Origin of the sequence: Paenibacillus lentus (assembly GCF_042714055.1) — a bacterium.
Classification (GTDB): domain Bacteria; phylum Bacillota; class Bacilli; order Paenibacillales; family Paenibacillaceae; genus Fontibacillus; species Fontibacillus lentus_A.
The window spans coordinates 37,358-51,469 of record NZ_JBHGVC010000006.1 but is presented as its reverse complement, the minus strand read 5'-3'; the positions used below and the strand labels follow the sequence as shown (position 1 = coordinate 51,469).

The 14,112-nt window shown below is 49.4% G+C and carries 12 protein-coding genes; 5 read left to right on the top strand and 7 right to left on the bottom strand.

Annotation, left to right across the window (positions count from 1 at the left end):
• Window positions 1-10 precede the first annotated feature (10 nt).
• Window positions 11-1,666, top strand: coding sequence for an MGH1-like glycoside hydrolase domain-containing protein (locus ACE3MQ_RS15495; protein ID WP_379394205.1), 1,656 nt, complete (start codon window positions 11-13; stop codon window positions 1,664-1,666).
• Window positions 1,667-1,786: 120 nt separating this feature from the next.
• Here ACE3MQ_RS15495 and ACE3MQ_RS15490 read toward each other — a convergent pair whose 3' ends face one another.
• From ACE3MQ_RS15490 to ACE3MQ_RS15470, 5 genes are all read right to left on the bottom strand, one after another.
• On the bottom strand, window positions 1,787-2,755 hold the full coding sequence (locus tag ACE3MQ_RS15490) for a bile acid:sodium symporter family protein (protein ID WP_379394203.1): 969 nt from the start codon (window positions 2,753-2,755) through the stop codon (window positions 1,787-1,789).
• Window positions 2,756-2,972: 217 nt separating this feature from the next.
• Entirely contained in the window at window positions 2,973-3,833 is an 861-nt protein-coding gene (locus ACE3MQ_RS15485) for a hypothetical protein (RefSeq protein WP_379394201.1), read from the bottom strand.
• Window positions 3,834-3,912: 79 nt separating this feature from the next.
• On the bottom strand, window positions 3,913-5,310 hold the full coding sequence (locus tag ACE3MQ_RS15480; protein ID WP_379394199.1) for a sensor histidine kinase: 1,398 nt from the start codon (window positions 5,308-5,310) through the stop codon (window positions 3,913-3,915).
• Window positions 5,307-5,960: a response regulator transcription factor gene (locus ACE3MQ_RS15475; protein ID WP_379394197.1), complete on the bottom strand. Its 654-nt coding sequence runs from the start codon at window positions 5,958-5,960 to the stop codon at window positions 5,307-5,309. Before ACE3MQ_RS15475 ends, ACE3MQ_RS15480 begins: the two co-directional genes overlap by 4 nt.
• Before the next feature lie 196 nt (window positions 5,961-6,156).
• Window positions 6,157-7,317, bottom strand: coding sequence for a serine hydrolase domain-containing protein (locus tag ACE3MQ_RS15470; protein ID WP_379394195.1), 1,161 nt, complete (start codon window positions 7,315-7,317; stop codon window positions 6,157-6,159).
• 286 nt (window positions 7,318-7,603) lie between these two features.
• Between ACE3MQ_RS15470 and ACE3MQ_RS15465 the strand changes: the two genes are divergently transcribed.
• From ACE3MQ_RS15465 to ACE3MQ_RS15450, 4 genes are read left to right on the top strand one after another with little or no spacing between them, the layout of a single operon-like run.
• Complete coding sequence (locus tag ACE3MQ_RS15465) at window positions 7,604-8,608, top strand: Gfo/Idh/MocA family protein (protein ID WP_379394193.1); 1,005 nt, start codon at window positions 7,604-7,606, stop codon at window positions 8,606-8,608.
• Between the two features lie 3 nt (window positions 8,609-8,611).
• Window positions 8,612-9,535 carry a helix-turn-helix domain-containing protein gene (locus ACE3MQ_RS15460; protein WP_379394191.1) on the top strand — a complete coding sequence of 308 codons (924 nt, stop codon included), beginning with the start codon at window positions 8,612-8,614 and terminating at the stop codon, window positions 9,533-9,535.
• Between the two features lie 30 nt (window positions 9,536-9,565).
• Entirely contained in the window at window positions 9,566-10,648 is a 1,083-nt protein-coding gene (locus ACE3MQ_RS15455; RefSeq protein WP_379394189.1) for a Gfo/Idh/MocA family protein, read from the top strand.
• A 38-nt stretch (window positions 10,649-10,686) separates the two neighbouring features.
• A complete protein-coding gene (locus ACE3MQ_RS15450) occupies window positions 10,687-11,757 on the top strand; it encodes a Gfo/Idh/MocA family protein (protein WP_379394187.1) in 1,071 nt (356 codons plus the stop codon).
• Between the two features lie 92 nt (window positions 11,758-11,849).
• On the opposite strand, the gene ACE3MQ_RS15445 is transcribed toward ACE3MQ_RS15450, so the two are convergent.
• A complete protein-coding gene (locus ACE3MQ_RS15445; RefSeq protein ID WP_379394185.1) occupies window positions 11,850-12,473 on the bottom strand; it encodes an acetate uptake transporter in 624 nt (207 codons plus the stop codon).
• Between the two features lie 145 nt (window positions 12,474-12,618).
• Entirely contained in the window at window positions 12,619-14,028 is a 1,410-nt protein-coding gene (gene pdxR, locus ACE3MQ_RS15440) for a MocR-like pyridoxine biosynthesis transcription factor PdxR (RefSeq protein WP_379394183.1), read from the bottom strand.
• Window positions 14,029-14,112 lie beyond the last annotated feature (84 nt).

The following is a 14,112-nucleotide window of genomic DNA, read 5'->3' as shown; positions in this document are numbered from 1 at the left end:
GCTGATGAGAGTGAATGAAAGCTTATTGACCAGGCTCCGCGGTATGGACGCGGTAACTCGTATTGGGGAGGCCAAGCAAGGTACCCATGGGGCAGTGCTGACGGAGTGGCAGCGTTCGGGCGTCAAGTTCGTTTCCTCCTCGGAACGCTTCGATGACGTCTATTATTCCGCAGCCCGCAAGCTGCTGGATTGCATCGTAGCGGCTCGCGGGGGCGCGCCCGTCTTGCATGAAGGAGGGGCGTACCCGGGCAGCTGGCTGGAGAGCACGGGGACGATCAATGCCGAGCTGCTGTCGCGATTCGTGCCTAGCGTGGCGGAAGCCACCTTCCGTTTGTTTGCCGACTACCAAAGAGAAGATGGCCAGATGCCCTATAAAATAACGGGGCAGGGGCCGGCCTACAGACAAATTCAGATGGTGACTCCGCTGGCCAGAAGTGTATGGAATCACTATATGCTGAATGGACAAAACGAAGCATTCCTGCGAACGATGTACACCGCTATGGCACGGTTTGACGACTGGCTGGCACGGTATCGAAATACCCGGGGCTCCGGCTGCGTAGAGGCGTTTTGCACGTTTGATACCGGGCATGATCTGTCGCCGCGCTTCTGGCATGTCCCCGACTCGGCGCATTTGGACGATGCGCGGCTTTATAACCCGGATTCGCCCATTCTTCCGTTTCTGGCCCCGGATTTGACGGCCAATGTATATTGTCAGCGCAAATATTTGGCCAGGATGGCGCAGCAATGGGGAGCGGAAGCGGAAAGCTCGGAATGGATCGCGAAGGCCGAACTGAGCGAGCAGAGCCTGTTCAGGCATTGCTTCGATGAATCCGACGAGTTCTTCTATGACGTGGATCGAAGTGGAGAGTTCGTCCGCGTACAATCCGATGTTTTGCTAAGGGTTCTGGCCTGCGAGGCAGGGGATCGCGCGCTATTTGACAGAGCGCTGAGGCGCTATTTACTGAATAGCAGCAAATTTTTCGCCAAATATCCTTTAACCTCTATAGCAATGGACGATCCTCGTTTCGACCCGTCCTCTGCATATAACAGTTGGGCGGGTACGACGAATTTCCTGACGCTGATTCGTACGCCGCATGCATTCGAGCACCACGAACGGTATGTGGAATTGACGTGGCTGATGCAGCCTATTATGTCCGCGATGGCCAGAATGACGCGCTTCCCGCAGACTTTAAGCCCGTGGACGGGCGCGGAGGGCTACACGGATACTTACTCTCCGTCCATTTTATGCATGCTTGATTTCGTGGAGCGCATGTGCGGGATACTGCCGACGCCGGACGGTGAGCTGTGGTTTACGGGACTTGTTCCTTATCCGATGGATCATGGAGAAGAAGTTTCGAACGAGACGGCTTATGCGCGGAGCATAGATGGTACGAGGTTCGAACTGGTAAATACGCGCCAGGGTTCGGCGATTTACCGGGACGGAGAAGTCTATATTCAATTCCCGCATGGAATGAGAGTGGTGACGGATCGCCAAGGGGAGTTGAAGAAGATCATCGGAATGAGCGTGAGCCCGGTGGAGGGATCGGTGCAAATCGAAGGCAGGGCTTATCCGATTTCCGTGAGAGGGAATGAGCAGCAAGCATTCATGGGCAGCGGCTTCGAGACGATAAGCGACATCGGCATCGTTATGCCGGCGTATCGATAGCTGAACACGAACCGATAGTTTGAGAAAGCGCATAAATACTAAGAACCCGTGCAAAATGCACGGGTTCTTTAATTTTTTTATGTAGGGCCTGTATGTCAGGCTTGGCTTTGTTTAACGCGATTAGGAGGCTGAAGCTATGTGTGAATGCTTATGTGTTTGGGCGTGGCGTCCCAATAAGAAGCCGACCAGGGAGGCCAGCGTTTGTTGAAATAGCATGCCTAGTACAACCGGAACGGCAACCGGGGCAGGAAAGTAGGTTACGGCGAGCACGGCTCCGGCACTAATATTACGCATGCCGCCATTGAAAATGAGCGCGACTTTGTCGGCGTAATTCCAACCCATCAGTCTGGAGAAGCCGAGGCCTAGCAGATAACCTATCGAAGCAATTACGATAATGATAACTGCGAGTCCCGCCAAACGCAGGCTGATATTCTTGAGATATGGGGCAACGACCGAGCCGTTAATGGCAACAATGCTGGCCATCATCAGCTTGGAGAACGGGTTCAGCTTTGATCCCCATGCCGGGGCGATTGCTCCTTTGCTCCATTCATTGAGAGCCATGCCAATCAGTGAGGGAACGACAATCATCCAGAATAGGCTGCTCATCATAGCGGCCACATCTAGCTGCACATCAGCTCCGATCAGCCAGGATAGAACGCCGGGAACAATAAAAGGAGCCAGCATGGTGTCGATGAGAATAATCGACAGCGTCAGAGCTATATTGCCTTTGTATATGCTGACCCAAACAAAGCTGCTGATTCCCGTCGGAATGGTGGCAGCAAGTATAAGGCCGGTGATCATATGAATGTCTCCAGCATAGAAAAAATAACCGAAGGCCATAGCAATCAGAGGCATCGCCAGATGCAGGATGAACAGACATACGAGCAACGGAAGGGGTTTTTTGAGTACATTCATAAAATCCTTGAACCCTAGGCCAATGCTTCCGACAAATGTCATAAAGGCGAACAGCCAGGGGGTCAGATAGGTCAGTGAAGACAGGCGGCTGGCAAAAATGACGCCAATGATGATGCTGACCGGGGTGATTAAAGGCATCATTCGGTTCAGCCAACGATTTATAGAGTGCAGCATGTTTGATAACGTCCTTTTAATCAGCTTAATTACGTTTCGTCTACTTCTATCTTAATGGATGGGGCGATATGTGCAAGGATTTAAATTTAATACAGGAATAACATCATGGCATTATGCCGACGTATCGATAGCTGAACATGAGCGAGGAAAAGACCGGAAGGCAAAAATGGGGCAGGGCGTCGAAACCGACACCCAAGCCCCATCCGCGCTTCTGCAATCATTCGCTCCAGATTTTCAGCGCAGGCTTGCCTTCCGGATTTGCGGAATCTTCCATTTCCTCAAGCTTCTCCTGCATTTCCTTAACCGATCGTGCGTGGTACTCCATCGAAGGCTTGTAAAGCCCGTTAAACACGATGCCTGTTAGCGCCTGGTCGTAGCGCGAAAAATCCATGAGCGCAATTTCTCCGTTCTCGCCGAAGATATCGACGGAAATAGTGGGATCGTTATTGCCGTAGCCCTGGCTGTTGTATTTTACTGATTTGATCTCGCCATGAACGACATTGAATTCCTTGGCCAGCTTCTTGGCCAGTTCTTCGTATTGTTTCGGATTTTTATCGAGCTCCGTATCGAAGCTTAGGTCAACTTTTTCTTTTAGCGTTCTGCTCTTGGTAATCGTGAACAATTCACCTGTAACGGAATCCAAAGAGAAGGTGTACACCAGCTTGCCATCAATCAGCACGTCGGCGTTCCAGTAGGAACGGGGAACCTGTACTGTCGGCTTTTGGTATCCGAGTTCAATTGCTTGGCCTTCCAGGCTTTGTCCAAATATGGCCCAAAGAGCCTGTGCGCCGATTTCCGCCGCTTCCTCCTTGGTCAGATCCATGCTTGCCGGCTTCTGATCGCGATAGTATTCACTCTTGATATCGTCTACCTTGTAATTCGCTTTGATGTAGCCTTCCGGCAGATCCGGCAAACCGCTGCGCTCCGCTTGCGAAGCGCTGCTTGTCACGTTGGAGTAGTCTGTATTGACCGTAATTACCTTCCTGATTTCCGCGGCCGTAGCGGCTTGCGTCAGTCCCTGGAACAACAGCGCGCCGGCTCCGATAACCGCTGCGGCTGTCAATATCGTTTTCTTCATTGAACATCTCTCCTTTAGTTTTTTTGTGCTTACACCAAGAAGATTAATAGAACCCAATTATAGAATTGTCATCAATCGGTTATGAAGTTGTAAAATATACTTTCGCAGTTGTTCCTCCCCCCGGACAGCTGTCAAATTCCAGCTCCGCCCCGTGGCGCCGGGCGATTTGCTGGCAGATGGCCAGCCCCAGTCCTGCGCCGCCGTCCTTGCGGCTTCGCGATTTCTCTCCACGATAGAACGGTTCTGTAATATGCCGGAGGACTTCAGGCTTCATTCCTCGGCCGTTATCCCGGATGCTGATCGTTTTCCTCCCGTTCTCTGCGGCGGCGTGCACCAGAATCCGTCCACCTTTGTCGCATGCCTTGATCGCGTTGTCGACGAGATTGATCAGCAGGCTTTCCAGCAAATAAGCATCCCCTTGAATCTCATTCGTCTCGCAGACGTATTTGATTTGAATATCCTTCTCCATGATTTTGTTATACAGCGTCCGTCGAACCGATTGAAAGAGTGCGTGAACTTGCTGCGGCTCGGCCGGAACCCGGTCATGCTCCAGCTTGGCCAACTCAAGCAGTTGGTTAGCCAAATTCTGCATCCGCCGGCTTTCCGACATAATATAGCCGACGGCGGACAGCCTGTCCTCCTCTGTCAGAGCGGCTTTCTGCAAGTATTCCGCATACCCGTAAATTGCGGTGAGAGGCGTTCGAAGCTCATGGGCGAAATTATCGATGAACCGCTGCTTCGCGTCAGCTGCCTCGATAAGCTCGCGCATCTGCCGCTGAATCTCCTCTGCCATATGATTGAAGCTTCTTGCCATCTCGGCGAGCTCATCGTGCCCGGCTGCTGGCAGCCTCCTGTCATATGCACCGGTAGCGATCTCTCGCGAAATTTGGGAGATTTGCGAAAGAGGCCGGAATATCCGGTTCAGCAGCAGGTGAAGGACAAGAGCGAGTGCGCCGGAGAGAACCGATCCGGTGACAAACAGCATGTTCTTCATTCTTTTCCATGCAGCAATCTCCTCGCTGGTATCGTAGAGATAGACCATAGTGTAAGCGTCATACGGTGCTGGAAGCTTCCCCGACACGATGACATGGGTGCGGCTGTCTGACTTTTGCATAGAGACCAGACGACTTCCATCCACGGGGGGCTGGAGGAATTGGCTCTGCGGCCTCATGCTGTCCCCGCTGGAGTAAATCAGCTGCGCGTTCTTGTAAAGCGCGAGGATGACTTCTCTTTCTCCGGACAGATAGCTGTACGGTTGAAGCAAGGTGCCGGCGGAATTCCCCATCTCTATGCCCCGTTCTTCCACTGCGCGAAAATCTCCAATTAGAGCGGAGGTGATAAAGTAATGCTCGGACAGGCTGCGTTCTTCTGCGCGCCGCACGGTATCTTTGAATGTCGAGACCGAGATGATCCATATTCCTAAATGAAAGAAAAAAAGAAACAGCGTTAATGTAGTCAGAAAAGTCCGGTATTTCATGGACGCAGCTCCAATCGGTAGCCCAGCTTATAGACGGTTTTGATCACATGCTCCCAGCCCAGCTTTTTCCGCAGCTTCTGAATGTGCACATCAATCGTCCGGGTATCGCCCTCAAAATCATAGCCCCATACTAGCTCGAGAAGCCTCTCCCTGGATAAGGCGATGTTTCGGTTGCGAACCAGCACCTCCAGCAGCTCATATTCCTTGGGGGTGCATTCGACGGCCTGTCCTTTGTAAAAAACTTGACGACCGTCCCAATCGATCTTCACGTTGCCCGCTTCAAAGACGCTTAACCCCTTCTGCGTTCTGCGCAGTACCGCCTCCACTCGGGCCAATAGCTCCATCATCTCAAACGGCTTGGTCAGATAGTCGTCCGCTCCTAGCGACAGCCCTTTGATTCGATCCGGCAAGCTGTCCCGCGCCGTCAAAAATATAGTGGGAACCTCCTTCGCTTCCCGAAGCACTTCAAACCCGTCCGCTTGAGGAAGCATTACATCCAAAACGATCAGGTCATAGGACTGATTCTGGATTTCCGATATCGCCGTTTCGCCGTCATAAACCGAAACACAGCGGTGTCCAACCAGCTCCAGATTTCTTCTAACCAATTCGTTAATCGGCTGTTCGTCTTCGACGATTAAAATCAATGCCATAAACGGTCACCTTCCTTTGTGTCGCCTTCATTCTATTATGAAGATATTATCGAGTTGTAAATGCGGCTGTACGACCTGTTATCCCGTATGCTGGAAGCGGCCGCAAATCAAAAAGGGACAGGGCAGGCTCCGCAAGCCTGCCCTGTCCCGTATAACCTTGCAGGATGAGCAATATGTTTAAGGACAATCGTTTCAATTATAAACAGCCATAAGCCGCCGCACGTACGCGGAGATGATGATATTCCTCCATGTTAGGAAACAATTGATGCAGGTAGACTACCGAGAAGCCCTCGCTCGGATCGATGGAAGTCCAGGTGCCTAAGGCTCCGGTCCATCCGAATTCCCCGATAGAGCTGTTGGAATGGCCTGCCGCCGGATCCATCATTGTTCTTACGCCGAGCCCGTATCCGTAGCCTGCTTGATAGGAATTGCGGAAATCGGCTAGCTGGGTCTCATTCAAATGATTTCTGCGCATCAGGTCAATCGTCTTGCGGCCGATGATTTGTTCCCCTTTCCAAGCTCCGCCATTTGCCAGCATTTGCGTGAAGGTTAAATAGTCTCCCAGGGTCGAATAGAGGCCGACTCCTCCGCTTTCATACAGGGAGTCCGCTTGATGATGCTCATCCAAGAAACCGGGAATTTCCTCCAGGCTTCCGTCGGCCGTTCGAGTATAGCAGGCTGCCATCCGTTCTTGAATGTTATCACGGAAGCGGTATCCGGTGCTGGTCATTCCCAGCGGGTCGAACAGCTCCTCTTGTAAAAATTGGCCTAGCGGCTTGCCGGAAACAACCTCAATCAATGCCCCGACCATGTCGTGACCATATCCGTAAAGCCATTGTGTCCCCGGCTCAAAGGCCAGCGGAACCTGGGCTACGGCTTTAACTTCGGTGAGCAGGCCGTATTTTCCATGCTTATGCTTCAACTCTTGAATCACGTCTCTAAGCTTCCGTGCCGATTCGGATTCTACGAAGTGATAGGGAAGGCCTGCTGTCATGCAAAATGCATCCTTGATCAGGATCGGACTTTTCGCGGCTTCAATGTGAACTTCGCCATTGGGCTTGGTCTTGACGACCTGCGGGTTTTTAAATTCCGGAATATATTCATGGAGCGGCTCATTGAGCAAAAAACGTCCTCTTTCGAATAGCATCATGGCAGCGGTGCATACCACCACCTTCGTCATAGAGAATAACCGGAATACCGTCTCAGGGGAAACCGGAATTTCCTTATCGAGATTGGCGTAACCATGATAGCCTTCGTACAAAATCTCTCCGTGCCTAGCTACGGCGCAGGCGCAGCCGGCCAGGTTCGTGTTCGTGAAGTCGGTTAGCAATGCGTCCAAATGCTGAAATTTTCCCATTGCAAATCCTCCGATCGGATTATAATCATGATTGTCGTAAAAAAGTTTATAGATTTATGTATAAAATCATCATACTGCAAACCCCGCTTTTGGATCAAATTCGTGTCAGGTGCATATTAAACTGTTCGTGAAAACTAAAAACCGAGGTGAAGGAGGGGGTGGGAAGGATATGATGTCGTAATTTTATATATTTTTGTCGCATAGTTCTACTAAAAAAGTGCATTCTTTTATGATAAGTTATAAACAGATGTCAGGAAATTATATATAAAGGTAGGAGGTTTCGAAATTGAGTATTCGTATAGGCAAGGCGAGCTTTTGGCATGTCCATGCTTGGGATTATACCCGTCAGGCTCAAGAGCATCAGAGCACTGAAATTGCTGCTGTGTGGGATGAGAATCCCGATCGCGGAAGGAAAGCGGCGGGTGAGCTGGGGGTGCCGTATTATGAGCGCCTGGCAGACATGCTCGCCCAAGAGGGGCTGGACGCGGTTATTGTGGATGCGCCAACGAATCTGCATAAGGAAGTTATTATCGCGGCGGCCAAAGCCGGTAAACATATTTTTACGGAAAAAGTAGTTGCTCCAACTCTTCAGGAAGTTCAAGAAATTATGGACGAAGTCGCCAAAAGCAGAGTGAAATTCGCGGTTTCTTTGCCACGGCTAAATGATGGCTACACGCTAGCTATTCAAGATGTTTTGGGCCAGGGGCTGCTGGGCAAAATTACTTACGTCAGAGTGCGGCTATCCCATAACGGCGCCATTGCAAACTGGCTTCCGGAACACTTCTATAATCTGGAGCAATGCGGAGGGGGAGCGCTGATCGACCTTGGCTGCCATCCGATGTATCTAACCCGATTGTTCCTAGGGCAGGAAGTGACGGGAGTAAGCGCAAATTTCGGCTACATGACTGGAAAAGAAGTCGAAGACAACGCTGTGGTAACCTTATATACGGAATCTGGAGCGATTGGCGTAGTTGAGGCGGGATTTGTCAACAGCCACTCTCCGTTTACGGTGGAGGTTCATGGTACGGAAGGAACGATATTATTCGGTACGCCGGAAGACAAATTGCTGCTTAAATCAAATTTAGCGGCGGATACCGGCAAGTCCTGGACTGAATTACCTTGCCCAGACAATTGCGAAAGTGCATTCGAGCAATGGGTGCACCATATCCAGAACGATACTTTTGCTACAGCCAATGTTCAAGCAGCGGTTGAGCTCACGCGTTTAATGGAGGCGGCAAACCGCTCAGCCCAAGAAGGGCGCGTAATCCAGCCGAAAGAGCTAAGCTGGTAAGCTATGGATAGCAGCTTGAATATAAAGGAATTTCCTTTTGAAGCCATGTTCGAGAAGCATGATTTGCTTGAGAGGCTGGATATTGTTATTTCCTGGGGCCACTATGAAATTTCTGTACTGAGATTTCATTTGATCTCGTTTGAACCGGGAAGAATTGTCGATTTCCATAATCACGCCGAGTTTGAATTTCATTTCATTCCGAGAGGGAAAGGCAAAGTTATTTTAGAAGATCGTACATTTGCCTTATCTGAAGGAATGTTCTATTTGACCGGCCCAGGTGTGATGCATTACCAGGAGGCCTCTTCCGAGGAGGCTATGGATGAGCTTTGTCTGCATGTGGACATCGTCCGCAAGCATAAACCTGATGCCGATCCCTGGGAAGCGGCAGAGGCTGAGGAGTGCGTGGAAAAGCTGCTGGATCTGCCTCTAAAGCCGGCGCTAGACAGCCATGGGGCAATGAACTGCTTTCTGGAGGCGTATGAAGCTTGCGACGGGAAGTACCGGGGATACTATACTTCGATTAAACAGCAGGTCATCAGCATTTTGTTAAAAGCGGTGAGGGCTTACGATTCTGGTGAAATAAGCGCCGAAGCGCCGATCAGGGACATGCTTGTTTCCCGCTATCATTATGCTGTCCAGTACATGGAAGCCAATCGTGCGGCGAGTCTGACGCTGGAAAATGTGGCTGAAAAACTGAACATCAGTCCTAGACAGCTGCAAAGAATTTTCAGAAATATGAATGCCGAAATGCCCTTCAGCAAGGTGCTGGAAGATATTAGATTGCAGGCTGTTTGCCGCAGACTCAAGGAGAGTACCTGGTCGATTGAACAAATTGCTGAGGCTGAAGGATTTTCAAATGCGACTTATTTGCATACGGTGTTCCGCAAACGCTTCGGAATGACTCCCTCGGCTTACCGGAAAGCTTAGGAATTCAAATCAATGATTGAGGTGAACTAAATGAATAAAATATATCGGATCGGAATTATTGGCTGTGGCGGAATCGCAAACGGAAAGCATTTGCCTAGTCTGAGCAAATTAGAAAATATTCAATTAACCGCCTTTTGCGACATTGTTCCTGAACGCGCAGAAGAAGCTGCAGCCCAATACGGCATAGAGGGTGCCAAGATTTACACGGATTATCGTGAATTGTTGAAGGATGGCTCGCTTGATATCGTGCATGTGCTAACTCCAAATGATTCCCATGCTGATATTTCCATAGCTGCGCTGGAAGCCGGAAAGCATGTCATGTGCGAGAAACCGATGGCCAAGACAGCGGCCGATGCCAGAAGAATGGTTGAAGCGGCTAAACGGACGGGGAAAAAGCTGACGATCGGCTACAACAACCGTTTCCGCGAAGACAGCATGTACTTGAAGAAAATGTGCCAGGAAGGAAAGCTGGGACATATTTATTTTGCGAAAGCCCATGCCATCCGCAGGAGGGCCGTTCCAACCTGGGGGGTATTCTTGGATGAAGAGAAGCAGGGCGGCGGGCCGCTCATCGATATCGGGACACATGCGCTTGACCTTACACTCTGGATGATGGACAATTATAAACCAAAAGTAGTTTTGGGCACCAAATATCATGAGCTCTCTCAAAGGGAAAACGCGGCAAATGCCTGGGGGCCATGGGATCCGAAGCAGTTTACGGTTGAGGATTCGGCGTTTGGGATGATTGTCATGGAGGACGGGGCAACAATTATGCTAGAATCCAGTTGGGCACTCAACTCGCTTGAGGTGGATGAAGCAAAGTGCAGCCTCAGTGGTACGAAGGCCGGAGCGGATATGAAGAACGGGCTTCGGATTAACGGCGAGGAATTCAGCCGCTTGTACACGAAAGAAATTGAACTTAGTGCAGGCGGCGTAGCCTTCTATGACGGTCAAGCCGAGAACGCAGCCGATATTGAAATGAGAAGCTGGATTGAAGCGATCGATCAAGACCTGGAGCCAGTGGTCACACCCGAACAGGCTTGTGTCGTATCTGAAATTCTAGAGGCGATCTACGAATCGGCGCGCACCGGCAAGGCTGTATATATGAACTGATTTTTGCAGGTGAAGCAGGAATGTGGAGGAGAACAATCATGAAGCATTATGACAAACATGCCGTAGTTATTGTTGGCTATGGAGGCATGGGCAGCTATCATGCCAAACTGATCAAGGACAATGGAAAGTTTGAAGTTATCGGCACGTATGATACCGACGCGGCACGCGGGACGGCTTCCGAACAGGACGGCTACCGGGCTTATGGAAGCTATGAGGAGGTGCTTGGCGATGCGGCAGTAGAAGTCGTTCTGATCGCAACTCCGAATGATGTGCACAAGGATCTTGCTATACGCGCCTTTGCCGCGGGGAAGCATGTGATTTGCGAAAAACCGGTAACGATGTCCGTGAAGGACTTTAAAGAAATGACGGCTGCGGCCGATCAGGCGCAAAGAGTCCTGATCGTGCATCAGAATCGTCGCTGGGACGAGGATTTCCTGATCATCAAACAAATGTACGATCAAAGAACGATCGGTGATTTGTTCCGGATCGAATCGAGGGTTCACGGCGCGAACGGAATACCTGGAGACTGGCGCCATCTTGAAGCTCACGGCGGCGGAATGCTGCTCGATTGGGGCGTTCATTTGCTGGATCAGCTGATTTTTATGATTGACAGCAAGATCACTAGCCTGAGCAGCCGCTTGAGCTTTATTTTGGGCGATGAGGTGGATGACGGTTTTGAAGCTTTGCTGCAATTCGAAAACGGTGTTTCTGCACTAGTCGAGGTAGGGACTACCAATTTCATTACGCTGCCGCGCTGGTATGTCAAGGGAACGGAAGGAACAGGAGTTATTGAGGACTGGTCGATGACCGGCCGGATCGTTACCCGAAACCACGAGGCGGAACGGGTGGAGCCTACACCGATTCAGGCAGGGGCTGGGCTGACCAAGACAATGGCTCCTCCATCGGAAACGGCGACCATTACGGGAGCATTGCCAGAGCCTTATCGCCAACCCAGCAGTTTTTATGACAATTTCGCTGCGGTTCTGGAAGGTTCGGCCGAGCCTATCGTCAAGAATGATGAAGTTTTGCGGGTGATGAATTTGATCGAGGCCATTTTTGAGGCTGGGCGAACCGGAGAAACGATTAAAGATTTTGATCTTTATTCATAAGCAAACGAGGAATGCCAAAACATGAGAAAAAGCCGCCTATTATGCGTATCGGAGCGCAGTGGGCGGCTTTCCTTGTTTTGTTGATTTCAGGCTTAGGTTCGGGATTTGAAGATGCCGAACGGACGGCCAACAGGCAGGAATGCCCGGCCAAAATGAACATTAAGCACCGCTGCCCCAGCGCCATACAGCGAGAGAAGAGCAATGCCCATTTCCGCGTAAGCGGCCAGAGCATGAAATACTTCCGGAGCGACACCAAACGCATCCAAAGCAAGGCCGAGAAAAAGAACATCAATCAGAACGAATATGAAAAACAGTACCTTATGTGTCTCCATAGCACCGATGGTCATAAATAGGGTGAAGATGAGGTACCCGGCGAATGCAAAGCCGAGCTGCTTGCCGTCAATGCCTGCAGCGAGCTCCGGGCCGAATGTGCCCAGCTTGATCAGCCAGCTGGCACCCATGCCGAACCAGAAGAAGGCATAGGCTCCGAAGGCGGTCATTCCAAAAGTGTTGTTATGCTTGGCATCCTGGATGCTGGCAAACAGCTGGGCGAATGCTCCCAGAAATATCGCCCAGGGAAGGACATAGCTTAAACCGTCCGTCAGACCCAGCTTTTGCGAGGAAGCGACCAAGGTAACGATGGCCAGTCCGAACAGGCCGATTCCGCTGGGATCAGCCGTCATGATTTTTACATGAGTAGAATTTGCAGTTTGCATAGTTTCGTAAAAGCCTCCACAAGATGATATTTTGCTTCATTCCCCCGATAACGGAATGTATGCAGGATTATTCATTATATCGGATATAGGCGGGTTTTGCAGTGATGTTTCTCGGAGGCTTAATATAGCAAAACATTTTTCCTCTTTATCGAGCGTGTTTTCCCCAGGCATTTCCTAGCTTTGCAATTCCTGCTTGTAAATCTTCTTCCGACAGCCCCCCAAACCCCATTAAAACAGTAGAAGTCATCGCCTTTTTAGAATCTAGCCAATAAATGGAGGTCGGATAGACTTTGACTCCTTCTTCTTTAGCGGTAAAAATTAATTGTTCTTCACTCATTCCATTCCCAATTTTTAACAATATGTGGAGGCCCGATCCTTGTCCGATCATCTCAGTGTTTTGTCCGAAGGTTGACTTTATAGAATGTAATAAGACCTCGTATTTCTTTTGATATAAAGAACGCATTTTTCGTATATGACTTGCAAAATCTTGCGATTCCATAAACAGTTGCAATGTCATTTGAAGGATAGGTGATGAGAGCTGGTTATAGCTATGTTTTTTATGCTGAAATTGCTGCATTAAAGGATATGGCAAGACCAGGTAGCTAATTCTGATATGAGGAGTCAGAACTCTCGAAAAAGTCCCTATGTAAATTACCTTTTCGTGCTTATCGAGACTTTGTAATGAAGGGAGAGGCCGGCTGCTGTAGCGGAATTCTCCGTCATAATCGTTTTCTATAATATAAGCATGATGTTCCTGGGCCCATTGCAGCAGCTTTATTCGTTTTTCCATGGGCAAAGTCATGCCGAAAGGAAACTGGTGTGAAGGCGTTACATAAATTGCTTGTGCATTGCTTTTATATAATTCATCTATACTGATGCCGTCCTTTTCAAGCGTGAGTGGGCTAAAGGAGATGGACGAAAATTGATCAAAAATGTCTTTTACTCCTACATTAACTGCCTCCTCTGTGCCTACAACAGTGACTTCATCCTTCAAAAGTTGAAATAATAGGCCCAGTGAATGGTATGTGCCGGCACCGATAATAATTTGATCTGGCGTACAACGGACACCGCGCATTTGATGCAAATACGACGCGATTTCTCTTCGTAATCCAGGCTCTCCTTGCAGATCACCATACTGAAGCAGCTGAAGATTTTCAGGCGTTAAGCACGAGTTGTTTAGTTTGTTCCACTTTTTGTAAGGAAAATGAATTAGATCTACCTTGTCATAATGAAAGTCCAAAATGTTGTTTTGGGGTGTGTTTTTTATAAATGTGGTTTCCGTTTTGTGTGTTAATGTCAAAAGTTCTTTAAATGGAACGACGTAAAAACCGCTTCGGGGCTTGCTCGTGATGTACCCTTCTGCAAGCAGTAGTTCGTAGCAATCTGCAACAGGCGTTCTGCTTATATCTAAATAAGCTGATAGTTTTCTCACCGATGGCAGCCTCGAGTTCTCTTTAATTCTTCCAGATACAATTTCATCGCGTATGTATTGATAGAGCTGTATATATAGAGGTTCTTTTGATCGTTCCTCAAGCTTAGGCATGAATTGAATCAATGAGCTTACTCCTTTTCCATTTCATTAAACTGACATCTAAAAATAACGGGATCTGACTATTTAACATTTTTCCTTATCCAGATA